Here is a 23,303-nt window from a genome sequence, read left to right on the forward strand (position 1 = left end):
TAGCGCTCCCGCTTTTTTGGGGCCGCTGCGCAGCCCAACGCGGGGCAAGCCCGCTCACCACAGAAGCCCCCTTACCACAGAGCCTGCTTACCACAAAGACCTGCCTACAAGAGAAACCTGCCCACCACAGAAACCTGGCTACCACACAAGCCCGCGCACCACAGGGTAATCGTCGCCCAATGGACGGTATGGATCGAGGAGAACAGCATGTATTCACGTCGACAAATTCTGCTGGCCGGTGGCGGCCTGGGTGTCGCCGTCCTGGCCGGTGGCCTGTTGAGACAGATCAACCTGGTCACCGCAGCCGAGGCCGCCGAGACGTTCGAGGTCAACCACACCGACGCCGAATGGCGCAGCCTGCTGACCGCCGAGCAATACAACATCCTGCGCGAGGAGGGCACCGAACGCCCCTACACCAGCGCCCTCAACGACGAGCACCGTGCGGGCACCTTCGCCTGTGCCGGGTGTGCGCTGCCACTCTTCTCCTCGGCAACCAAGTTCAACAGCCACACCGGCTGGCCGAGTTTCTGGCAACCGCTCGACAACGCCGTGGCCAGCCACACCGACACCTCCTACGGCGTGGTGCGCAAGGAAATTCACTGCCGCCGGTGTGGTGGCCATCAGGGGCACGTGTTCGATGACGGCCCGCCACCCACCGGTCTGCGCTATTGCATGAATGGTGCCGCCATGACGTTCACTGCGGCTTAAGCCGATGTTTACTTATCTGTCTAAGGGAAGATCCCATGTGGCTTCTGGTTCTCGCGTATCTGGGCGGCGTGCTGACAATCGTCAGCCCGTGCATCCTGCCTGTTCTGCCTTTTGTCTTCGCTCGCACCGGGCAGCCGTTTTTGCGCAGTGGCTTGCCGCTGTTAGCGGGGATGGCGGTGACGTTCGCCCTGGTCGCCTCGCTGGCGGCGGTGGGCGGCGGCTGGGTGGTGCAAGTCAATCAGTACGGGCGCTGGCTCGCGTTGCTGTGCGTGGCCCTGTTCGGACTCACGCTCCTGTTGCCGCAACTGTCCGAGCGCCTGACGCGTCCGTTGGTGGCGGCCGGCAGTCGCCTGTCGGAAGCCGCCGGGGCCGATGCCAGGCCGCGTCCGGGCGCCTCGTTCCTGATCGGCGTGGCTACCGGCCTGCTCTGGGCACCCTGCGCCGGGCCAATCCTCGGGTTGGTACTGACCGGCGCCGCGCTGCAGGGCGCCAGCATCGGTACTACCTTGCTCTTGCTGGCCTACGCCGCCGGGGCTGCCACCTCCCTGGCCTTGGCGCTGCTGGTCGGCGGTAAAGTCTTCGGCTTCATGAAGCGCTCGCTCGGTGCCGGTGAATGGCTGCGCCGTGGCTTGGGTGCCTTGATGCTGGCCGGCGTCGCGGCCATCGCACTGGGTCTCGACACCGGCGTGCTGGCGCGGCTGTCGACCGCGTCCACCGGTGGCCTGGAGCAAAGCCTGGTGAACACGCTGAGCGCCAAGCCTGAGCAGAAGGGCGGGGCGATGATGGCTGGGGGCGCAATGATGGCCGCCGCCAACCACAGCGACACGTTGCCGATCGAAGGTGCGCTGCCTTCGCTGGACGGCGCCGTGCAGTGGCTCAACAGCCCACCGCTGACCGCCGAAGGGCTCAAGGGCAAGGTGGTGCTGGTGGATTTCTGGACCTACTCCTGCATCAACTGCCTGCGCAGCCTGCCGTATGTCAAAGCCTGGGCCGAGAAGTACCACGACCAGGGCCTGGTGGTGATTGGCGTGCATGCGCCGGAGTTTGCCTTTGAGCGCGACGTGAACAACGTCACCCAGGCGATGAAGGACCTGGGCATCACCTACCCGGTGGCCATCGACAACAACTACAAGGTCTGGCGCGCCTTCAACAACCAGTACTGGCCGGCGCATTACTTCGCCGATGCCAAGGGCCAGATTCGCTATCACCATTTCGGCGAAGGCGACTATGCCGAGTCGGAGCGGGTGATCCAGCAGTTGCTGCGTGAGGCCGGCGCACAGAACGTCGCCAGTGGCCTGATCGAGGCCGACGCCAAGGGTGTGCAACAGGCGCCGGACATGAACGAGGTGCAATCGCCGGAAACTTACCTGGGCTTCCAGCGCGCCGAAAACTTTGTCACCACCGGCACCCTGGCCACCAACCAGGTGGCGAACTATCCGGCGGCCGGCAACCTGGCCCTGAACAACTGGACCCTGGAAGGCCACTGGAATGTCGGCGGCCAGCAAGCCACCCTCGACCAGGCGGATGGGCGGATTGTCTACCGCTTCCATGCCCGCGACCTGCACCTGGTGCTCGGCCCGGGCGCCGATGGCAAGCCGGTGCGCTTCAAGGTCAGCATCGACGGCCAGGCACCTGGCGATGCCCACGGCACCGACGTCGCCCCGGATGGCAGCGGCACCGTCACCGAACAACGCCTGTACCAACTGGTGCGCCAACCCGGCGCCGTCAAGGACCGCACGTTCACCATCGAATTTCTCGACCCGCACGTGTCGGCCTACGCCTTCACCTTCGGCTAACTGATTTTTTGACTGGATAACCCCGTCAATGTGGGAGCGGGCTTGCTCGCGAATGCGCTGAAACCGTCACCGAATGCGTTAGCTGACACAGCGTATTCGCGAGCAAGCCCGCTCCCACCGGTTGACCCCATTGATTCAGTTGCACTGGAGTGACTGTGATGAAACTGCTCAAGATCCTGCCCGCCCTGGCTTTCGCCGCGTTCGTGGGCCAAAGCTCGGCCTTTTCCTTCGGCGCCACCGAAGACGCCGTTGCCATCGCGCCACCGGCGCTGGACCTGCCCGCCGAACCCGGCAACCTGCAAACCGCCGTGTTCGCCGGCGGTTGCTTCTGGGGCGTACAAGGTGTGTTCCAGCATGTGCAAGGGGTGAAAAACGCCGTCTCCGGTTATGACGGCGGCGCGGCGAACACGGCCCAATACGAGTCAGTCAGCGGCGGCGACACCGGCCACGCCGAATCGGTATCAGTGACGTACGACCCTGGCAAAGTCAGCTACGGCAAGCTGCTGCAGATCTACTTCTCGGTGGCCCACAACCCCACCGAACTCAATCGCCAGGGCCCGGATTCCGGCACCCAGTACCGCTCGGCGATCTTTGCGCAGAATGCCGAGCAGCAAAAAGTTGCCCAGGCCTACATCGCCCAATTGGACGCGACCAAGTCGTTCGATAAACCCATCGTGACTAAAATCGAGATGGGCAAGGCGTTTTACCCCGCAGAGTCCTACCACCAGGACTTCCTCACCGAGAACCCGTCCTATCCCTACATCGTGATCAATGACCTGCCGAAAGTCGCACAGCTCAAAAAGCTGTTTCCCGAGCAGTACCGCGCCGAGCCGGTGCTGGTCAAAAACCAGTAACCCCTGTGGGAGTGGGCTTGCCCGCGAATGCGCTGGACCCGTCAGTACCACTGTGACGGGCATACCGCTTTCGCGGGCAAGCCCGCTCCCATCTGTTGATCTGCTGCGTGGCTACACCACTTCCAGATACGAGCTATGGATCGCCCGCGCCAATTCACGCACGGTGTCGATAAACTCGGTCAACCGGCTGTGCAGCCCATCTTCGAGAATCTCATCGATCCCGGTGTACCGCAGCCGCGCTTCGAACTCCGCCGCCAGGCGCTGCGCCGTGCGCCCGTAACTGCCAGGCAGGTCGGCGAGGATATGGCTCAATTCCTCGATACACGCATGCAGCGAGCGCGGCACGTCACTGCGCAACAGCAGCAACTCCGACACCGAGCGCGCATTCAAGGCATTCGGGTACAGCTCGGTATACGCCTCGAACGATGACAGCGCGCGGAGCAGGGCGCTCCACTGGTAGTAACCACGCGCCGAGAGGTCGCTGACTTCCTCTGATTCCTCGCCGAACATTTCATAACGCGCATCTAGCAGGCGCAGGGTGTTGTCCGCGCGCTCGACGAAGGTGCCCAGGCGAATGAACCGGTAGGCGTCATTGCGCATGATGGTCCCGGACGTGGCGCCCCGGAACAGGTGCGAACGCTGCTTGACCCAATCACAGAAGTGGCTGATGCCATGTCGCGCCAGGCCGCCGGCGGCGATGCTGCGCATTTCCAGCCAGGTGGCGTTGAGGTTTTCCCACATGTCGGCGGTGATACGCCCGCGTACCGCATGGGCATTGCCCCTGGCAGCGCGCAGGCAGTTGTAGATGCTGGCGGGGTTTTCTTCGTCGAGCGCGAAGAAATGCAACATGCGCTCGGCGTCCAGTTGCTCGTGGCGCTCCAGGTAACTGTCGAGGGTGCCGCTGCTGAGCAACGACATCGCCAGTTCATCCAGGCCATCGCTGCGCCCGGCCTGGGGCATCAACGACAGCGAGTAACTGACTTCGAGCATGCGCGCGAGGTTCTCGGCGCGCTCCAGGTAACGCGACATCCAGTACAGATCTGCGGCGGTTCTACTCAACATACTCAGCCCTCCACCACCCAGGTGTCCTTGGTTCCACCGCCTTGCGACGAGTTGACGATCAACGAGCCTTCACGCAGGGCCACCCGCGTGAGGCCGCCGGGCACCAGGCGGGTTTCCTTGCCGGACAGCACGAAGGGCCGCAGGTCGATGTGCCGCGGCGCGATGCCGTTTTCGACAAAGGTCGGGCAGGTGGACAGGCTCAGGGTCGGTTGGGCGATATAAGCATGTGGACGCGCCTTGATGCGCTGGCGGAAATCCTCGATTTCAGCCGCGTTGGACGCCGGGCCGACCAGCATGCCGTAGCCGCCGGAGCCTTGGGTTTCCTTGACCACCAGTTCCGGCAGGTGTGCGAGTACGTGGGACAACTCGTCGGGCTTGCGGCATTGGAAGGTTGGCACGTTTTGCAGCACCGGCTCTTCATCCAGGTAGAAACGGATCATTTCCGGCACGTAAGGGTAGATCGACTTGTCGTCCGCCACGCCGGTGCCGATGGCGTTGGCCAGCACCACGTTGCCGGCGCAATAGGCGGCCACAAGGCCGGGCACGCCGAGCATCGATTCGGGGTTGAACGCCTGCGGGTCGAGGAACGCGTCGTCGATACGGCGGTAGATCACGTCCACGGCCTTGGGGCCGTCGGTGGTGCGCATGAACACCTTGAGGTCATGCACGAACAGGTCGGCGCCTTCCACCAGTTCCACGCCCATTTCCCGGGCCAGGAACGCATGTTCGAAAAACGCGCTGTTGAAGCGGCCCGGCGTCAGCACCACCACATTGGGGTTGTCCAGGCGGCTGGAGCTTTTCAGGGTCTTGAGCAACAGGTTGGGGTAGTGGTCCACCGGCGCGATGCGCTGCTTGGCGAACACCTCGGGAAACAGCCGCATCATCATCTTGCGGTCTTCGAGCATGTAGCTCACGCCACTGGGCGTGCGCAAGTTGTCTTCGAGCACGTAGTACGTGCCGTCGCCGTCGCGCACCAGGTCGACGCCGGAGATGTGCGAATAGATATCACGGTGCAGGTCGAGGCCGACCATGGCCTTCTGATACCCCTCGTTGCCCAGCACCTGGTCTGCCGGAATGATCCCGGCCTTGATGATGCGCTGGTCGTGGTAAATATCGGCGAGGAACATGTTCAGCGCATTGACGCGCTGGATACAGCCGCGCTCGATCACGCTCCACTCACTGGCGGGGATGCTGCGCGGGATGATGTCGAAGGGGATCAGGCGCTCGGTGTCTTGTTCGTCGCCGTAGAGGGTGAAGGTGATCCCCGCGCGGTGGAACAGCAAATCGGCTTCGCGACGGCGCTGGGCCAGCAGTTCCGGTGGCGTGTTGGCCAGCCAGCGGGAGAAATCCTGATAATGCGCACGGCACACGCCGTTTGCGTCATTCATTTCATCAAAGAAAGATCGAGCCATTCCAGTACCTTGTCAGTGCCGAGGGACGCATGGGGTGGCACTGCCGCTTTAAAAAACGCATTTTTTTATGAGCCCGTGGCTGACGGTGCCACTGGGCCTGGTCCTTACTTTCTTATGGTGTCGGCTCTGGGTCGGGGGGTAACGAATGCTCCTGTATCCGGGCAGATGAATGGATAAAGCAATGCCTGTGCCGGATTGGGTATACGTGTGGTATTTACCCGTTGGCGGGTAGCCGCTGACGATGGGAAGCCTGCTCACAGCAGGAAGATTGCTTTTCCGGGCTCCGATGGCCGGCCACAAAGGGGCAGGGCGCGCACCACGCTGGTGCATGAACAAACTTGAACTTCGCCCCCTCCCAATTCTTCTAACAGGTCTCACACCAGCACGGAGCACGGACGTGCCCAGAATCATCTCACCCGACACCCCGGAATCGAACCTGACCGATCACAGCGAACACAACGCCAAGATCTTCGGTTCGCCCAAGGACCGCCTGGACTTCTATCGGCGCGAAATCCAGTACGAAACCACGATTCTCGCCAACCGCACCGACGCCTACCTCACCGCGCAATCGTTCCTGGTGATCGCGTTCGTCTCCGGCATGGGCAACCTCAATCCGGAATGGGGCAAGTTGTTCACCGTGGTCGTGCCGGTATTCCTTGCCGCGCTGGGCATCCTCAGTTCCCTCAACGCCTGGCCAGGCATTCGCGCCGCTTACGAAATCATCGACCATTGGCACTACAAGCAGAGCGAATTGCTGCGCAGCGAACCGGTGATGGGCATGGCCTATGACGAGTCGCCGCTGTTTTCCGAGATGGAGTCGTCCCACAAGGGCTATCGCAAGTCGCTGCTGTTCTCGATGCGCGCCCCGTGGTTGTTCATGGTGTTCTGGGTGTTGCTGGGGGCGTACGCGTTTTACATCCAGGTGGACAATCCTGGCTCTTAAGCAAGTTGAACTTCGGCTACCCGCGCGGGACCTTATCTTTACGCAGTCTGCGTTTTTTCAACGAGGTGACCCATGAGCACAGACAACGATCCGCAAACCAGCAACCGCAACGACCCGGCGATCGACGGCGGCGAGCCGGCGCCAGGTACGGCGGCCGATGCGCCCAAAGATCCGAAGCCTGCCAGTGATCCCAAGGCCAAGGAAAACGACTACAGTCCAGACTTCAAGCCTGAGCCCGAGGTCAAGCCTGAAACCGACGCCGATATCGACACCCAAGGTGGTTAGAGGAGACGGTCATGTCCAAAGAACTGGAAGAAGAACTCAACGATCCCGGCAATGAAGACCCGGGTTCGTTGATGGATGATGCAGAAGTGCCGCTCAATGACCTGGATGAAGCCGCCGATGTCGGCAACACTGAAAATCAGGACTGAGCTTTACCCTTGGCACGTCGTTCATACCACGCCAGCATCGGCTGGGTACTGAGGCCATGAACGACGATGCTCAAGGCGATCACTGACAGCGTCAGGTTCACCGCCACCGCGCTGCTGGTACCGATCAAGCCGTGGTTGAGCGCGTAGAACAGGTAGTAAATGCTGCCGATCCCACGGATCCCAAACCAGCCCATCAAGCCGCGTTGCTGGCGATCGATCAGGCTGCCCCACGGGATGGCGAAGACGCTCAGCGGGCGAATCACACAGAACAGCAACGCCGCCAACGGCAGTGCGCGCCAATCCCAATGGCTGATCAGCACAATCCCCAGCACCGTCACCAGGAACACCTCCATCGAACGCTCCACCAGGCTGCCGAACGAGAGCATGTCGCCCATCATCACGCCGGCGGCGATCTGGCTATCTTCCAGCCCGCTGGTGTCGCCTTGCAGTGCGCGTTCCGGTTCCACCTCCAGATGCCCCACCACCGGCAATGCCAGGTGTTCCGACGGCGTCTGTGAATGGCCGGTTGAGCGGAATTCGGCCTGGCGCAACCCCAATCCGGCGGCGAACACCGATAGGAAGCCGTAACCGCCAACGGCCTCGGCCGCCACATAGGCCAGGGCGATGAGGGCAAGAGTGAGGTAGTCATTCGGCGACAACGTGCTGTCGCTGTTGGTGATGCGCAGCCACAGCGTCACGCGGCCAATGCCGCGCCCCATCCAATAGCCGATCAACAGCCCGGCCGGCACCGCCCACAGCAGGTTTTTCAGCACCCAGCCGCCCAGCCAGTCACCGTCAAAGCCGCCATGCTGCATGAACACCAGGGCGAAAATCACGAACGGGAACGCCGTGCCGTCGTTGAGCCCGGCCTCGCCGGACAGGCCGAAACGCAGCGCGTCGTAGTCCTGGGCATTATTGACCTGCACCAGGCCCGCCAGCACCGGGTCGGTCGGCGCGAGGATCGCCCCCACCAGCAGCGACACCCCCCACGACAGTTCAAACAGGTAGTGCAACGCCAGGCAGATGCCGAGGATGCTCAACAGCATCACCGGGCCGGCCATGCCGAACGCAATCCGCCAGGTGCGATGGCGCAGCGGCAGGCGCAGCTTGAGGCCGCTGACAAACAGCGAAAACAGCACCGCGACCTCGGTGAGGTGCTCCATCCAGCGTGCAGAGTGCTGTATATCCAGGTGCAACAAGTCCACCCCCAGCGGGCCGATGCCGACGCCCAGCAGCAGGCACACGGCCGAGGCGGTCACCGGCATCCAGCGCAGGTAAGAGGAGGTGAGGGCGAGGGTGAGCAATACGGCGCCGAGGACGGCCATCCATAGAATAAAAGTCATCGAGCAGTTACCGGGCCGTGGTCTATCCAGGTTTGAGAGTGGCGGCCCGGCGCAGGTTCAATGTGATTCCATCAACTGCAAACCGATGGTTTTCAGGCGGATCATGTCCATCAGTTGGCGCAGTCCCGGCTGCGATTGCCGGCGGCTCGGATAGTACATGCACAGCGGCTCGCCCACGCAGGCCCAGTCGGGCATGACGTCCACCAGGCGGCCGTCCGCCAGTTCCTGTTGCACGCGGTTGGCCAGGCAGTAGGCAATGCCGACGCCTTGCAGGGCGGCATGCACGATGGTTTCGGTATCCGCCGCGCTGAAGTGGCCTGGCACGTCGATGCGCTGCTGGCGTGGGCCATTGCCCAACTCCCATTTGTAGGGCGTCTTGTCGCCCAGGTACATGCGGATGCACGCATGCTGCAGCAGGTCCTTGGGTTGCTGTGGCGTGCCACGTCGGGCGAGGTAGTCGGGGGAAGCGACGGTGATCCAGCGCAACGCGCCCGTCAGCGGCACGGCGACCATGTCCTGAGGCACGGTGGCGCCGTAGCGGATGCCGGCGTCGTAGCCCTCGGCGACGATGTCGATCATCTGGTCCTGCACGATCAGGTCCAGGCGCAGCTGCGGGTAGGCGGCGCAGAAGTCCCCGAGAATCGGCGCCAGCAGCAATACCGCGGCATCGCGTGGCACGTTGAGGCGCAGCCGGCCGATGGGGGCTTCGCGGTACAGCTCCAGGGTGTCGAGGCCGTCCTGGATCGTGGCGAACCCCACGCTGAGTTTTTCCGCCAGCAGGGTGCCGGCGTCGGTAGGTTCCACGGCGCGGCTGGTGCGGTACAGCAGCTTCACGCCCAGGCGGGTTTCCAGGTTGCGCATGGTGTGGCTCAGCGCGGAGGTGGTCACCCCGAGTTCATGCGCGGCATGGCGAAAGCTGCGGCGGCGGATGATTGCCATGAACACGTTGAGATCGGCCAATTCGGAACGGTTGAAGGCAGCCATTTCAAGTCTCTTTAGTGGGGCTTTGGTTGAATGCGGCGTTGAGCCCTATTCAACCTGGGATGACCTAGAGTAATTGCTTTTCTAAGCATGTTGACGGTCAGGGGTTTTATTTCATGTACGTTGAGACCATCCGCATCGCCGGTATCGATACACCGGTCTCGCGAATAGCCCTCGGCACCTGGTCGATGGGCGGGCACCTGTGGGGCGGCGCCGACAACGAACAGGCGACCCGCACCCTTCGGCATGCGTTGGCACTCGGAATCAACCTGATCGACACCGCGCCGGTGTATGGCTTTGGCTTATCCGAACAGATGATCGGCAGGGCCCTGCGCGGCGTGCGCCACAGCGCCGTGATCGCGACCCAGGCCGGGCTGCATTGGGACGACGGCCCGCCACGGCGCAACGCCACGGCCCGGCGCGTCCGCAAAGCGGTCGAAGACTCGCTGGTGCGCCTGGACACCGACTACATCGATCTGTACCAGATCCACTGGCCCGACTCGCCGGTGGCCCAGGAAGAAACCGCCGATGAGTTGGAGCGTCTGCGCCGCGAGGGCAAGATCCTCGCCGTCGGGGTGAGCAACTATGCCTCCACGCACAGGGATAGTTTCAGCCAGCACACTGCGGCGGCCACCGTGCAACCGCCGTACAACCGGTTCGAACGCAGCATCGACAGCGCTATCCTGCCGTACGCCAGGCAGCATGACCTGGTGGTGCTGGCCTACGGACCGCTGTGCCGCGGCTTGCTCAGCGGCAACCTGCATGCGCAGCCCCCTTTCGCCGGGGACGCTGTGCGCACGCTCGACCCGACATTCAAGGCGCCGCGTTTCGAGCAATACCTGGAAACGGTGGCCGCGCTGGGAATCTATGCGCGTGAGCGCCACGGCAAATCGGTGCTGGCCCTGGCCTTGCGTTGGGTGCTCGACCAAGGCCCGACCATCGCGTTGTGGGGAGCCCGGCGTCCCGAGCAATTGCGCGGTTTTGAAGAAGCGTTTGGCTGGCAACTGACCCCTGAAGACCTGACGAATATCGACCGTATCCTCGCCAGCACGATAAAAGACCCGCTCGGCGCGCCGTTGTAGCCCTGCGCCAGCGATGTCGGCGGCCAGACTCCGAGCCTTGCTCGGTGCAGGATTGGCATTCGCGACCTGTTCGCACGATAAACGACATCGCCCTGAATCTATCCATTGAACGACTGTTCAGTTTCAACTATGTTGACCGCATCCACCCGTTTGCACGCAGACGGGTTCGCGCTGTTTCTTCTTGAACGAGAGGCTCTGGCATGCGGTTTTCCCCTTTTGTTGAGCGAATTGCGGGCCAGGGTGTAGCGGCCTGGGACATTCACCACGCCGCCTTCCAAGCCGCCAGCCAGGGCGAAGACATCATCATCCTCAGCGTGGGCGATCCGGATTTCGCCACGCCAGCCTTCATCACCGACGCCGCCGTCGACGCCCTGCGCGAGGGCGACACTCACTACACCGAAATCCCTGGCCGCCCGGCACTGCGCGAGGCGATTGCCGCGCGCTACAGCCAGACCCTGGCGCGGCCCTTGAACGCGGAAAACGTGATTACCGTGGCCGGTGCGCAGAATGCCTTGTTCGTCGCTTCGCTGTGCCTGTTGCAGGCCGGCGATGAAGTGCTGGTGCTCGACCCGATGTACGTCACCTACGAAGCCACCCTCAAGGCCAGCGGTGCGACGCTGGTGCGCGTGCCGTGCTCGCCGGCCTCCGGCTTTCGCCTCGACGCGCAACTGCTTGCCGCCGCCATCACGCCGCGCACCCGCGCGATCTTCTTCTCCAACCCGAACAACCCCACCGGCGTGGTCCTCAATGCCGAGGAGCTGCAGGCCATCGCCGCGCTGGCCATCGCCCATGACCTGTGGGTGGTGGTGGATGAAGTCTACGAAAGCCTCGTATTCGATGGCGAATACCACAGTCTGGCCGCACTGCCGGGCATGGCCGAGCGCTGCGTGGTGATCGGCAGTCTGTCCAAGTCCCACGCCATGACCGGCTGGCGCATTGGCTGGCTGGTGGCCGCGCCGGCGTTGATCGTGCACGCCGAAACCCTGGTGCTGAGCATGCTCTACGGACTGCCGGGGTTTGTGATGGAAGCCGCCACGGCGGCGGTGCTTGCCCACGATGAGGTCACTGCGGGCATGCGCGAGATTTACCGGCGCCGTCGCGACCTGGTGGTGAGTGGCCTGAGCGCTTGCCCCGGGATCCAGGTGCGGGCGCCACAGGCGGGCATGTTTGTGCTGGTGGATGTGCGCGGCACCGGCCTGGGCTCGCTGGACTTTGCCTGGCGGCTGTTGCGTGAAGCGGGTGTGTCGGTGCTGGACGCGGCGGCATTTGGCGAGCCGGCCCAGGGGTTCGTGCGGTTGTCCTTTACCTTGAGTGAAGAGCGCCTGGCCGACGCCTGCCGGCGTATCGCCGCGTTTGTCACGCGGCTCGCGGGTGAGCCGCGTATCGCGCCGGCGCCCATTGTCGAAGTGGCGCCGCCGGTACAGGCGAAGAAGATGATCGAGGTGATCGACCTGCATAAGCGCTTCGGCAATATCGAAGTGCTCAAGGGCATCTCCCTCACGGCCCACGAAGGCGACGTGATCTCGCTGATCGGCGCGAGTGGTTCGGGCAAAAGCACCTTGCTGCGCTGCATCAATATGCTCGAGGTGCCGGACCAGGGCAGCATTCACGTGGATGGCGAAAGCATCAAGTTGAACTACGGCCGCCCCGGCGCGCCGCTGGTGGCGGACGCCAGGCAACTGGTGCGTATCCGCTCGACCCTGGGCATGGTGTTCCAGAACTTCAACCTGTGGCCCCACCGCACGGTGCTCGAAAACCTTATCGAGGCGCCCACCCAGGTGCTGCGCGAAAGCCGCGCCGAAGCCATCGAGCGCGCCGAAGCCTTGCTCGACCGCGTCGGCCTGGCCGCCAAGCGCAACGAGTACCCGGCGTTCCTTTCCGGTGGCCAGCAACAGCGGGTGGCGATCGCCCGGGCGCTGGCCATGCGTCCCAAAGTCATGCTGTTCGACGAACCCACCTCGGCCCTCGATCCGGAACTGGTGGGTGAAGTGCTGCGGGTGATCCGCTCCCTGGCCGAGGAAGGCCGCACCATGATCCTGGTCACCCACGAGATGGCCTTCGCCCGGGATGTGTCTTCAAAAGTGGCTTTTCTGCACCAAGGCATGATCGAGGAAACCGGCTCGCCGGACTCGGTGTTCATCGATCCACGCAGTGAACGTTGCCGACAGTTCGTCAACGCGCATCAAACTCGCTAACTCCATAAAAAGACGGGGCAAATCATGACATTCAAACCCATGGCAAGCTGGTTGGGCGGAGCAGTATTGATGTTGGCCGCAGGTTTTACGCTGGCGGCCGAGAAACCTATCGTGTTTGCCGTTGCGGCCGAACCTTATCCGCCGTTCACGGTGAAAGGCGGCAACGGCCAGTGGTCCGGCTTTGAAGTGGACCTGATCCACAAGCTGTGCGAGGGCATGAAAGCCGAGTGTCAGATCAAGGAAGTGGCGTGGGATGGGATTATCCCGTCGCTGCTGGCGAAGAAGATCGACGTGATTTTCTCGTCGATGTCGGTCACTGACGAGCGCGAAAAACAGATCGCCTTCAGCCGCGCCTACTACGACTCGTTGCTGGGCGTGGCGGGGCCCAAGGGCAGTGAAGTGGAGATTTCCCCGGCGGGCCTCAAGGGCAAGTTGATTGGCGTGCAGATCTCCACAGTCAGCGCCAATTACCTGAAGAAGTACTACGAAAATATCGCTGACCTCAAGTACTACGACACCCAGGAATCGGCCAACGCCGACCTGATCGCCGGGCGCATCGACTACATGATGGCCGACGACACTGCCATCGCCATGATGGTCAAGACCCCGGAAGCCAGCGGCCTGGCGCATATCGCCAGTGTGCCGTACGACCCGATCATCGGCCGGGGCGTCGGCGCGGGACTGCGCAAGGAAGACACCGAACTCAAGGCGCGCCTGGACAAGGCCATCGGCGAACTGCTGGTGAGCAAGGACTATGACGACCTGTCCCAGCATTACTTCGGCCTGTCGGTCAGCCCGTGCAAACGCACCGACACGCCGGCGTATGTCAGCAAGGTGTGTGAGAGCCCGTATGCGCAATAGGTTTGGAGAAGTGGGAGGCTAGGAGGCTGTTGTGGTTTTGGTGTTGAGGTGGCTGTTGTGGTGAGGGGGCTGTTGTGGTTTTTGTGGTGAGGGGGCTTTTGTGGTGAGGGGGCTTGCCCCCCGTTGGAGTGCGCAGCGCTCCCGCTTTTCTTGGGGCCGCTACGCAGCCCAACGGGGGACAAGCCCCCTCACCACAGGAAAACCAAGGCCACTGGATAAGCCCTCACTCCACAGGAAAAACCAAATCCTCTGGATAAGCTCTCAATCCACAAGAAAACCAAAACCAATGGATAAGCCCTCTCACCACAAGAAAAACCTAGCCACAGGACAAGCCCCCATGCCACAAGCACACATCACCCCAGGGCAATCACACAACCCTCGTTAATCGTGGAGTAAGCCGATGTTCGATCTCCTGAGCTTCAGCGATCAAGGCTGGGGCAATGCACTGCTCAAGGGCTTGTGGATGACCCTGCAGATCTCCGCCGGCGCGTTTGCGGTAGGGCTGTTGATCGGCCTGGTGGTGGCCTGCGCCAAGCTCAGTGCACCCCGGCCGATTGCCTTGCTGATGCGCGGCTACACCACACTGTTTCGTGCGGTGCCGGAACTGCTGCTGATCCTGTTGCTGTACTACGCCGGGTCCATGGGACTGAACGCGCTGATGCTGTGGCTGGGGTTTGCGCAGGTGAACATCAGCGGTCCGCTGGTGGCGATCCTGGTGCTGGGGCTGGTGCAGGGCGCCTACGCGTCGGAGATCTTTCGCGCGGCGATCCTGGCGATTCCCCATGGCCAGATCGAAGCGGCGCGGGCCTTTGGCTTGAGCGGGTTTGGCCTGTTTCGCCGGGTGACCTTGCCGATCATGGCGCCGTACGCCCTGGCCGGCATGTCCAACCTGTGGATCAACCTGATCAAGGACAGCGCCTTGATCAGCGTGGTCGGCACCAACGAATTGCTCTACACCGCCAAGCAGGCGGCCGGTTCGACCCGGCAATACCTGTTGTTCTACCTCGCGGCCGCCGCCTTGTATTACCTGGTGACGCTGGCTTCCAACTACCTGTCCGGGCGCCTGGAGCGACGTATTCGTCGCTGGATGCCGGTTGTCGAGTGAGCCGCCCATGCCTGAATGGATAAGTTATTACGCCGCACTGATCGCCAAGGGCTTGCAGACGACCTTGTCGCTGCTGGTCATTTCAGCGCTGCTGGGCTTTGCCCTGGCGGTGGGGGTGGCGTTGGCCCGCCTGTCGCGGCGCAAATGGCTGGCACGTGCCGCATTGGCCTACACCAGCGTGTTGCGCGGCACGCCGCTGCTGATCCAGATCTACATTTTCTACTACGGACTGGGCAGCTTGTTCGCGCAGTTCCCGATGATCCGGGGCAGCTTTCTCTGGCCGTTCTTGCGCGACGGCTATTGGTACATCGTGTTCGCCCTGGTGCTGTCGGTGGGGGCCTATGTGGGTGAGGTGATTCGCGGCGGCCTGCTGGCGGTGCCCAAGGGCGAGATGGAAGCCGCCTCGGCCTTCGGCATGACCCCGCGCCAGGCCCTGCTGCGGGTGCGCCTGCCACGCGCGATGCGCCTGTTGCTGCCGACCCTGGCAGGGGAAACGGTGATGCTGCTCAAGTCCACCGCGCTGGCCTCGACCATCGCCGTGGTCGATCTGCTCGGCGCGGCCAACGTAGTGCGTGCGCAGACCTTGCAGATCTATCAGCCGTTGCTGTTGGTGGCCGGGGTTTACCTGTGCCTGACCTTCCTCATCGAAGGCGTCTATGCCATCGCCGAACGCCGTGGCACGCCGCTGCGCAGGTCAATCGGATGAACCCGGATCGCTCGCTGCAGGGGATTGCCCTGTGCTCACTGGCCTATGCGTTCCTGGCGCTGCAGGACGCGGTGATCAAATGGCTGGTGGCCGATTACTCGGTGTTCACCATTCTGTTCTGGCGCAGCCTGGTGGTGGTCGCGGCGTGCGTGGTCGCCGGGCGCATGGGTTTGTTGCGCCGGGCGTGGACTTCGGTGAGCCGCCGGCTGCTGATCATCCGCGGGCTATTGTCGTTGCTCGCCTGGCTGCTGTATTACACCGCCGCCAAGGACCTGACCCTGGCGGAAATGACCACGTTGTATTTCTCCGCGCCGATCATGGTCACGTTGCTCGCGGCGTTGATCCTCAAGGAGCGCGCCAGCCGTGGCCAGTGGATCTCGCTGCTGATCGGCTTTGTCGGCGTGGTGATTGCCTGTCGTCCGAGCAACATGCTCGACCCGTTGCCGATCGCGCTGACCCTGGCGGCCGCGCTGTGCTGGGCGTTTACCTATATCCAGCTGCGCCAGGTCGACCCGACCACCTCGGTGCTGGAGCAGATGCTGATCACCAATGTGGTGTTTGTGGTGTGCATGGCCGTGACCTTGCCCTGGACCCACACGCCCGCGCCGTTGCCGTCGTGGCTGGGCATGTTGGCGGCGGGGCTGGTCGGCGGTATCGGCCAGTTCCTGCTGTTTGCCAGCTTCCGCCGCGCGACCGCGACGCTGCTCGCACCGTTCGAATACACCGGGCTGATCTGGGCGTTCCTGTTGTCGAGCCTGATCTGGGGCACCTCGATGGATATCTCGCTGATCATCGGCGCAGTGTTGATCGCCGTCAGCGGCACCCTGGCCATGCTCAGTGCACGGCACCCGGTGTCACAGGACGTGGTCGGCGCCGAATGCTCCGTGACGCAACCCCTGTACCCAGCAGCGGCAGATGTGCAGCCCGTTGGCGGGGCTGAAGGTGCCGGGATTGAGGCACCCCTCGAGCCAGAGTCCATCGAGCATCGCCGATAGGCCGATGGCGGCGAGGTGGCTGTCGTGGATCACCAGTTGCTCGCTGCGGGCCAGGTCGTCGAGCAGTTGCTGGATCAGTCCGAGGTAGGCGCGGTAGCTGTTTTCGTGGGACTGGTTCACGTGGGGCGAGTGACGGATCAGGCTCCAGAACACCACCCACACGCCGAGCAGGTCGGGGTCCATGACCCGTGGCGAAAACGACGCGCTGAGGAACGCATCCAGGCGCGCGGCGGCGCCTTCGACCCGCTCGACCTGTGCCCACAGCGCGCTGGTCAACTCATTGGCCAGCTTGTGGTAGGTCTCGGCGATCAGCGCGTCGATGCTGCCGAAGTGGTGGTTGAGCAAGCCCACCGACACGCCGGCCTCGGCGGCAATCCGGCGCACCGAAATCCCGGCGTGGCCGTCGCGGGCAAGGCAGGTGAGGGTGGCGGCAATCAGCAGGTCGCGGCGTTCGTCAGGGTCGGCACGGCGCAGTTTTGCAGGGGGTGTGGTCACGGCAATGCCCTTGAGGAAAGACCAGAAGGCTCAGGTTAGTTGAACATGTGTTCAATCTCTAGCGGTTAATTGATCAGAGGAGGGCAAGGCATGGCAAAAGACCTTTCGTGGCAGGTCCCCGGTGATGCCGGCAACCTGCTGCACATCGGCGCCTGGCGCTTTGACGGCGACGGCAGTGGCCCCCGCGTGCATCTGCAGGCCGGCGTGCACGCCGACGAAATCGCCGGGATGCTGGTGCTGCACCAGTTGCTGCCGCGCTTGCAGGCCTGTCAGGACCAAGGCCTTCTCAGGGGCAGCGTGACCGTGGTGCCGCAGGCCAACCCGTTCGGCATCGGCCAGTTTCGCCAGGGCAAATTACTCGGGCGTTTTCATGAGGCCACCGGGCAGAACTTCAACCGCGCCTTCGACCATTCGCTGGCCATGCAGCGCCCGGCCAGCAACCTCGCACAGTGGCAGAAAAGCCTGGTGCAACTGGCCGCCGACGCCGACCTGGTGCTGGACCTGCACACCGACGATGAAGCCTTGCCGTACCTCTATATCCACCGCAGCTTCTGGCCGGAACAGGGCCTGGCGCTGGCGGCGGCGTTGCAAGTGGACGTGGTGATCGTCTGGGATGACGGTGGCGACGGCTCTTTCGAAGAAACCATCATCAACCACGCCGCGCCGCAGTTGGCCGCCACCCTCGAGTTGCGCGGGCAGGCCGATGTCAGCGATGCCTTGGCGCGCCAGGACGCCGACGCCTTATGGAACTGGCTGTGCATCAGCGGCGTGATCGATGCGGTCGCGACCATTGGCGAATGGCAGGGCGAGGTGGTGGACATGGGCTGCATGGAGACGATCCTCGCGCCACGTACCGGTGTGCTGGTGTTCGAAAAATACCTCGGCGATTGGGTCGAAGAGGGCGAGCGCTTCGCACGGATCATCGGGCGTCCCGGCGACCCTGGCTCGGAAGTGCCCCTGCACGCGGCGCAGCGCGGACGCATGGTCACCGGCCACCGTGAGCGCCTGGTCGCCCAGGGCTCGGTGGTGGCCAAATTCACCGGCACGCGCTTGTCCGACAGCTACAGCGGCGGCGTGCTGGACCCGTAAGCAATCAGAGGTCGAAGTGCGAGCCGCGCCGTTTCAGGCGGCGCATGGCACTGTCCAGGTGCGCCCGCGCGCTCGCCGGGTCGCCCTCGCGCATCTGTGCATACGCCATCTGCGCCACCTGGGGGTCAATCGGCTTCAGCGGTTGACCACTGGCCATGGCCTTGAGCTGTACTTCGGCGGCACGCTCCAAGTAGTAAATGTCATCCCAGGCTTCGGCGATCGTCGGCGCGACCACCATCACGCCGTGGTTTTTCAGGAACAGGATATCGGCATCGCCCAGCGCCGCCGCGATGCGTTGACCCTCGCGGTGGTCCAGGGCCAGGCCGTTGTAGTCCGCGTCGACCGCCGTGCGCCCGTAGAACTTCAGTGCGGTCTGCCCCAGCCACAACAGCGGCGGGCCTTGCAACAGGCACAATGCAGTGGCATTGGGCATGTGCGTGTGGAACGCAGCCTTGATGCGCGGCTGCTGCTGGTGCAATTGCGAATGGATGTAGAAGGCCGTCGCTTCCGGCGTGCCCTCGCCATCGATCACATTGCCGGCGAAATCGCACACCAGCAGATGGGACGCGGTGATCTCTTCGAAGGCATAGCCGAACGGGTTGACGAAGAACAGCTCGTCATGCCCCGGAATCGTCGCTGAAAAGTGATTGCAGATACCTTCTTCCATACCGTGCAGCGCCGCCAGTTGCAGGCACGCGGCCAACTCCACCCGCGCGTCGATGGCAGCCACGCTGTCGAGGTTGAAGCGCCCGGCGCGCGGGCCCAGGGAGGAGGGCGTAAAGGTATGTGCCATGGCTCACCACCCCAGGGACTTGAACAGCCCGGGCACGCCGTCGAGGGTCGGCAGGATGGCGTCCGGCGTGTAGTCGGCCAGCAACTGGCGACCGGTGCCACGGTCGATCCAGACACAACGAAAGCCGATGTCCCGGGCGGCGGCGTGATCCAGGTGCGGGCTGGCACAGATATGCACCACGTGGTCGAGGCCGACGCCGAGCTGCTCGTGCGCGTAGTCGAACAAGCGCCGATTGGGCTTGTAGGCGCCGGCCTGTTGGGCGGTGATGACGCGGTCGATGTGGCCACCCAGTTGCGCGACGTTGCCGGCAATCACATCGTCGTCCGTGTTGGAGACGATACACAGCTTGTAGCCCAGCGCCTTGAGCTGCTGGAGCGTGCCCGGCACTTCCGGGAACGGTGGCATGGCACTGATGCTGTCGGTGAGCAACGCGCTGTCGCTGTCATTGGCGGGCAGGCCCAGTTCCTTGAAGGCCAGCTGCAGGCTCAAGCCCGCCAGGGTGCGGAAGCTGCGATGCGGCGGGGTTTGTTCCAGGGTGTGTTCGTGGCGGTCATACACGCTGAGCAGCGTGTCGGGGTCGACCGAATGTGCGCCTTTTTCCGCAAGGATGCGCTCAATGGCGGTGCGCAGGCCTTCGTCCCACTGGATCAGCGTGCCGTAGCAGTCAAAGGTCAGCCAGAGCGGGCGCGGGGAATGTTCAAGTGGCATGGGGCACCTGTCGAAAAGAGTGAGTGACCGAGTCAGCTTAGGAAACCTGGCGGTCAGTGGGAAATTAAATTAACCTCTCCAACTCAGTTGAATTATCGATATGAGGGGCGCCTGCATGTTGGATCTCGAATTGCTGCATACCTTGGTCTGCGTGGTGGACGAGGGCAGCTTCACGCGCGCCGCCGAGCGTGTGCATCGCACCCAGTCCACGGTCAGCCAACAGATTCGCAAGCTCGAAGACAGCGTCGGCCAGGTGTTGCTGGTGCGTGATCGCTCCGGCCAGCAGGTCAGTGCCACCGAGCACGGCGAATTACTCACCCAGTACGCGCGACGCCTGTTGAACCTGTCCCGTGAAGCCCGCGATGCGTTGAACACCGAGGCCCGCCTGGTACCGGTGCGCCTGGGCGTGCCGGAGGATTTCGACGCCACGCGCATGGCCTCGATGCTCTCCGGCTTTGTGCGCGCGCGCCCGGAAGCGCGGCTGGAAACAGTCAGCGGCATGAGCACCGATCTGCGCCGTCAGTTGGAGAACGGAGAAATCGACATCGCCCTGGTCAAGCGCGAAGCCGGCAGCGGCGAGTGTCACGCCAGTTGGCCGGAGCCCTTGGTGTGGGTCTGCGGACACGGCCAGGACCTGCAGGTCGAAACGCTGCCCCTGGCATTGTTCCCCCAGGGCTGTATCTATCGTCAGCGGGCCATTCGTACGCTGGACAAGGCCCGGCGCAGTTGGCGCGTGGCGTTCGGTAGCCACAGCCTGACCGGGATCCAAGCCGCCGTCACCTCGGGGTTGGGCCTGAGCATCCTGCCCAGGAGCGCGGTGCTGCCGACTCACCGCATCTGCACCGAACTACCGCCAGTGCCGCCTTCGGAACTGGCGCTGGTCAGTGGTGTGGAACGCCTGAGCGCCACCCATCAAGGCTTGATCGAATGCCTGCGCGACCAACTGTCAGCAGTCAGCTAGCGCACGTTTTCCCTCAGCGAAACCCCTCCCTTAGCCGCTCTCGATCAACCAGCCTCCCACCGAGCCGATCAGGCCAGGCTTTCCCGGACTGGCACGACTACCACCTCGCGTGAAACGTTCACCCTCAATAGCACGCAGCAGGGGCGTTTCTGGCAGATCGCCATGATTAAACGTTTCACCTGCCGATAAATGGCCGACGCAAGCGCTTGCGTAAGCAAATGTATCTGACATAGAGTCGGCAGCACTCGACTACAAAAATAATAAACGCAGGAGCTCATTCATGAGCCTTGAACCCTTGCTTGAGATGCAGGGCATCAGCAAGACCTTCAACGGTCTGCGCGTGCTCAAGAATGTCGGCCTGAAAGTCTACCCCGGCGAAATCCACGCCTTGATGGGGGAGAACGGCGCCGGCAAATCGACGTTGATGAAAATCCTTTCCGGCGCTTACCAGGCCGACCCCGGCGGCGAAATTCGCATCGCCGGCCAGCCTGTCGCCACCTTCACACCCGCCACCGCCAAAGCCCTCGGCATCGCCGTGATCTATCAGGAACTGAGCCTGTGCCCGAACCTGAGCGTGGCCGAGAACATCTACCTGGGCCGCGAATTGCGGCGTGGCTGGACCATCGACCGCAAGGGCATGCAGGCCGGTTGCAGCGAAGTGTTGCAACGCCTGGGCGCGGAGTTCACCCCGGCCACCCCGGTCAGCAGCCTGTCGATTGCCGAGCGCCAGTTGGTGGAAATCGCCCGCGCGCTGCACGCCCACGCCAGGATCCTGGTGATGGACGAACCGACCACGCCGCTGTCATCCCGCGAGACCGACCGGTTGTTCGCGCTGATCAAGCAACTGCGCAGCCAGGGCCTGGCAATCATCTATATCAGCCACCGCATGGCTGAAATCTACGAGCTGTCGGACCGTGTCTCGGTACTGCGGGACGGCCAGTACATCGGCGAACTGACCCGCGACGCGCTGTCGGCCGAGGTCCTGGTGAAGATGATGGTCGGCCGCGACCTCTCCGGTTTCTACAAGAAGGAGCACGCGGCGTACAACCCCGGCAACGTGGTGATGCGCGTACGCGACATGGCCGATGGCAAGCGTGTGCGCCATTGCAGTTTCGACCTGCACGCCGGCGAAGTGCTGGGCATCGCCGGGCTGGTCGGGGCAGGGCGCACCGAGCTGGCGCGGCTGATCTTCGCCGCCGACCCGCGCACCTCCGGCACCCTCGAAGTGGTCGGCAAGACCATCACCCAGTTGCGCAACCCGGCGGACGCGATTCGCGCCGGCGTGGTCTACCTCACCGAAGACCGCAAGGCCCAGGGGCTGTTTCTGGACATGAGCGTGGCCGACAACATCAACGTCTGCGCCTGCGTGCCGGACGCGCATGCCGGGGGCGTGCTGGACCGTGGCCACGCCGCGCAACGCGCGAAGGCTGCGATCCAGTCACTGTCGATTCGCGTGGCATCGGGCAAGGTCAATGTCGGCGCGCTGTCCGGCGGCAACCAGCAGAAGGTCTTGCTGGCGCGGCTGCTGGAGGTCAAGCCGCACGTGCTGATTCTCGATGAGCCCACCCGGGGCGTGGACATCGGCTCCAAGTCCGAGATCTACCGCATCATCAATCAACTCGCGCAAGCGGGCGTGGGCATCGTGGTGATTTCCAGCGAGCTGCCGGAAATCATCGGTACCTGCGACCGCGTGCTGATCATGCGTGAAGGCCAGTTGGTGGCCGAAGTCGGCGGGGCCTCCGGCCACGTCATTTCCCAGGAACGTATTATTGACCTCGCCACCGGTGGCGATCAGGTGGTTGCCCATGGCTGATTCGATGATTGCAACACCCGGCAAGGCCGAGCGCGCCCGCGAACTGATGCGCACGGTGGGCATGCTGCCGGTGCTGATCCTGCTGCTGGTGGGCTTTGCCCTGGCCAGCGAGAACTTCCTGACCGTGCAGAACCTTTCGATCATCACCCAGCAGGCGTCGGTCAACGTGGTGCTGGCGGCGGGCATGACGTTTGTGATTCTGACCGCAGGTATCGACCTCTCGGTGGGCGCTATCCTCGCGGCCTCGGCCGTGGTGGCGCTGCAAGCGTCGATGTCGCCGCAGTTCGGCATGTTCGGGATCGCCGCCGGCATCGGTTTTGGCCTGTTGCTGGGCCTGGTCAACGGTGGCTTGATCGCCTTCATGCGCCTGCCGCCGTTTATCGTCACCCTCGGCGCGCTCACCGCAATGCGTGGCCTGGCGCGGCTGTTGGCCGACGACAAGACCGTATTCAACCCCGATCTGCCGTTTGCGTTTATCGGCAACGACTCGATCCTCGGCGTGCCCTGGCTGGTGGTCATTGCGGTGGCGGTGGTGGCGCTGTCGTGGTTCATCCTGCGCCGCACGGTGATGGGCGTGCAGATCTATTCGGTCGGCGGCAACCCCGAAGCCGCACGGCTTTCCGGGATCAAGGTGTGGAAGGTGCTGCTGTTCGTCTACGCCATGTCCGGCGCGCTGGCCGGGCTGGGCGCGGTGATGAGTGCTTCGCGCCTGTTCGCCGCCAACGGCCTGCAACTCGGACAATCCTATGAGCTGGATGCGATCGCCGCGGTGATCCTCGGTGGCACCAGCTTTACCGGTGGCGTCGGCACTATCGGCGGCACCTTGATCGGCGCGCTGATCATTGCGGTCCTCACCAACGGCCTGGTGCTGCTGGGGGTGTCGGATATCTGGCAATACATCATCAAGGGCATCGTGATCATCGGCGCGGTCGCGCTGGATCGCTATCGCCAGTCCGGTGCACGGACCTGA

22 protein-coding genes and 1 pseudogene are annotated in these 23,303 nt (G+C 63.4%); 16 read left to right on the forward strand and 7 right to left on the reverse strand.

Features of this window, described 5'->3' with window-relative positions:
* Positions 1-207: 207 nt before the first annotated feature.
* From msrB to msrA, 3 genes are all read left to right on the forward strand, one after another.
* Complete coding sequence (gene msrB, locus BBG20_RS16410) at positions 208-708, forward strand: peptide-methionine (R)-S-oxide reductase MsrB (protein ID WP_065905164.1); 501 nt, start codon at positions 208-210, stop codon at positions 706-708.
* Between the two features lie 35 nt (positions 709-743).
* Complete coding sequence (locus BBG20_RS16415) at positions 744-2,504, forward strand: cytochrome c biogenesis protein DipZ (RefSeq protein ID WP_065905166.1); 1,761 nt, start codon at positions 744-746, stop codon at positions 2,502-2,504.
* Between the two features lie 158 nt (positions 2,505-2,662).
* A complete protein-coding gene (msrA, locus tag BBG20_RS16420) occupies positions 2,663-3,358 on the forward strand; it encodes a peptide-methionine (S)-S-oxide reductase MsrA (RefSeq protein ID WP_065905168.1) in 696 nt (231 codons plus the stop codon).
* 111 nt (positions 3,359-3,469) lie between these two features.
* On the opposite strand, the gene BBG20_RS16425 is transcribed toward msrA, so the two are convergent.
* Together BBG20_RS16425 and BBG20_RS16430 are read right to left on the reverse strand one after the other, a co-directional pair.
* Positions 3,470-4,420, reverse strand: a complete 951-nt coding sequence (locus BBG20_RS16425; protein WP_065905170.1) for an alpha-E domain-containing protein — start codon at positions 4,418-4,420, stop codon at positions 3,470-3,472.
* Between the two features lie 2 nt (positions 4,421-4,422).
* Positions 4,423-5,832, reverse strand: coding sequence for a circularly permuted type 2 ATP-grasp protein (locus BBG20_RS16430; protein WP_065905172.1), 1,410 nt, complete (start codon positions 5,830-5,832; stop codon positions 4,423-4,425).
* Positions 5,833-6,229: 397 nt separating this feature from the next.
* Between BBG20_RS16430 and BBG20_RS16435 the strand changes: the two genes are divergently transcribed.
* The 3 genes from BBG20_RS16435 (at position 6,230) to BBG20_RS33330 (ending at position 7,206) form a co-directional block, all read left to right on the forward strand.
* A complete protein-coding gene (locus BBG20_RS16435; protein ID WP_065905174.1) occupies positions 6,230-6,775 on the forward strand; it encodes a hypothetical protein in 546 nt (181 codons plus the stop codon).
* Positions 6,776-6,847: 72 nt separating this feature from the next.
* Positions 6,848-7,060, forward strand: a complete 213-nt coding sequence (locus BBG20_RS16440; protein ID WP_065905176.1) for a hypothetical protein — start codon at positions 6,848-6,850, stop codon at positions 7,058-7,060.
* An 11-nt stretch (positions 7,061-7,071) separates the two neighbouring features.
* Positions 7,072-7,206 carry a hypothetical protein gene (locus BBG20_RS33330; protein ID WP_256595100.1) on the forward strand — a complete coding sequence of 45 codons (135 nt, stop codon included), beginning with the start codon at positions 7,072-7,074 and terminating at the stop codon, positions 7,204-7,206.
* Here the strand turns inward: BBG20_RS33330 and BBG20_RS16445 are convergent.
* Both BBG20_RS16445 and BBG20_RS16450 read right to left on the reverse strand, forming a co-directional pair.
* A complete protein-coding gene (locus tag BBG20_RS16445; RefSeq protein WP_065905178.1) occupies positions 7,197-8,549 on the reverse strand; it encodes a cation:proton antiporter in 1,353 nt (450 codons plus the stop codon). The two genes, BBG20_RS33330 and BBG20_RS16445, sit on opposite strands and share 10 nt — an antisense overlap.
* 57 nt (positions 8,550-8,606) lie before the next feature.
* Positions 8,607-9,533: a LysR family transcriptional regulator gene (locus tag BBG20_RS16450; RefSeq protein ID WP_065905180.1), complete on the reverse strand. Its 927-nt coding sequence runs from the start codon at positions 9,531-9,533 to the stop codon at positions 8,607-8,609.
* A gap of 113 nt (positions 9,534-9,646) precedes the next feature.
* Here BBG20_RS16450 and BBG20_RS16455 point away from each other — a divergent pair, with 113 nt between their 5' ends.
* The 6 genes from BBG20_RS16455 to BBG20_RS16480 all read left to right on the forward strand — a co-directional run bounded on the left by BBG20_RS16455 (position 9,647) and on the right by BBG20_RS16480 (position 16,474).
* A complete protein-coding gene (locus BBG20_RS16455) occupies positions 9,647-10,612 on the forward strand; it encodes an aldo/keto reductase (RefSeq protein WP_065905182.1) in 966 nt (321 codons plus the stop codon).
* Positions 10,613-10,812: 200 nt separating this feature from the next.
* Positions 10,813-12,807, forward strand: coding sequence for an aminotransferase class I/II-fold pyridoxal phosphate-dependent enzyme (locus tag BBG20_RS33390; protein WP_065905183.1), 1,995 nt, complete (start codon positions 10,813-10,815; stop codon positions 12,805-12,807).
* A 39-nt stretch (positions 12,808-12,846) separates the two neighbouring features.
* Entirely contained in the window at positions 12,847-13,668 is an 822-nt protein-coding gene (locus tag BBG20_RS16465) for a transporter substrate-binding domain-containing protein (protein ID WP_371920701.1), read from the forward strand.
* A 400-nt stretch (positions 13,669-14,068) separates the two neighbouring features.
* Complete coding sequence (locus BBG20_RS16470) at positions 14,069-14,773, forward strand: ABC transporter permease (RefSeq protein ID WP_065905185.1); 705 nt, start codon at positions 14,069-14,071, stop codon at positions 14,771-14,773.
* A gap of 7 nt (positions 14,774-14,780) precedes the next feature.
* Positions 14,781-15,479, forward strand: a complete 699-nt coding sequence (locus tag BBG20_RS16475; RefSeq protein ID WP_065905187.1) for an ABC transporter permease — start codon at positions 14,781-14,783, stop codon at positions 15,477-15,479.
* Positions 15,476-16,474, forward strand: coding sequence for a DMT family transporter (locus tag BBG20_RS16480; RefSeq protein WP_065905189.1), 999 nt, complete (start codon positions 15,476-15,478; stop codon positions 16,472-16,474). The genes BBG20_RS16475 and BBG20_RS16480 overlap by 4 nt, the downstream gene beginning before the upstream one ends.
* Here BBG20_RS16480 and BBG20_RS33200 read toward each other — a convergent pair.
* Positions 16,430-16,969, reverse strand: a pseudogene (locus BBG20_RS33200) (TetR/AcrR family transcriptional regulator); the annotation flags it as partial. The gene BBG20_RS16480 and the pseudogene BBG20_RS33200 sit on opposite strands and share 45 nt — an antisense overlap.
* A gap of 90 nt (positions 16,970-17,059) precedes the next feature.
* On the opposite strand from BBG20_RS33200, the gene BBG20_RS16490 reads away from it, so the two are divergent.
* Complete coding sequence (locus BBG20_RS16490) at positions 17,060-18,058, forward strand: M14 family metallopeptidase (protein ID WP_065905191.1); 999 nt, start codon at positions 17,060-17,062, stop codon at positions 18,056-18,058.
* Between the two features lie 4 nt (positions 18,059-18,062).
* Here the strand turns inward: BBG20_RS16490 and BBG20_RS16495 are convergent, their stop codons facing one another.
* Both BBG20_RS16495 and BBG20_RS16500 read right to left on the reverse strand, forming a co-directional pair.
* A complete protein-coding gene (locus BBG20_RS16495) occupies positions 18,063-18,851 on the reverse strand; it encodes an aldolase (RefSeq protein WP_065905194.1) in 789 nt (262 codons plus the stop codon).
* A gap of 3 nt (positions 18,852-18,854) precedes the next feature.
* Complete coding sequence (locus tag BBG20_RS16500) at positions 18,855-19,559, reverse strand: haloacid dehalogenase type II (RefSeq protein ID WP_065905196.1); 705 nt, start codon at positions 19,557-19,559, stop codon at positions 18,855-18,857.
* Between the two features lie 115 nt (positions 19,560-19,674).
* Between BBG20_RS16500 and BBG20_RS16505 the strand changes: the two genes are divergently transcribed.
* From BBG20_RS16505 to BBG20_RS16515, 3 genes are all read left to right on the forward strand, one after another.
* Positions 19,675-20,520 carry a LysR family transcriptional regulator gene (locus tag BBG20_RS16505; RefSeq protein ID WP_065905198.1) on the forward strand — a complete coding sequence of 282 codons (846 nt, stop codon included), beginning with the start codon at positions 19,675-19,677 and terminating at the stop codon, positions 20,518-20,520.
* Positions 20,521-20,800: 280 nt separating this feature from the next.
* The gene (locus BBG20_RS16510) at positions 20,801-22,333 is read left to right on the forward strand and encodes a sugar ABC transporter ATP-binding protein (protein WP_065905200.1); all 1,533 of its coding nucleotides are present in this window, start codon (positions 20,801-20,803) and stop codon (positions 22,331-22,333) included.
* Positions 22,326-23,303: an ABC transporter permease subunit gene (locus BBG20_RS16515; RefSeq protein ID WP_065905202.1), complete on the forward strand. Its 978-nt coding sequence runs from the start codon at positions 22,326-22,328 to the stop codon at positions 23,301-23,303. Before BBG20_RS16510 ends, BBG20_RS16515 begins: the two co-directional genes overlap by 8 nt.

The organism is Pseudomonas aylmerensis, from assembly GCF_001702265.1.
GTDB classification, from domain to species: domain Bacteria; phylum Pseudomonadota; class Gammaproteobacteria; order Pseudomonadales; family Pseudomonadaceae; genus Aquipseudomonas; species Aquipseudomonas aylmerensis.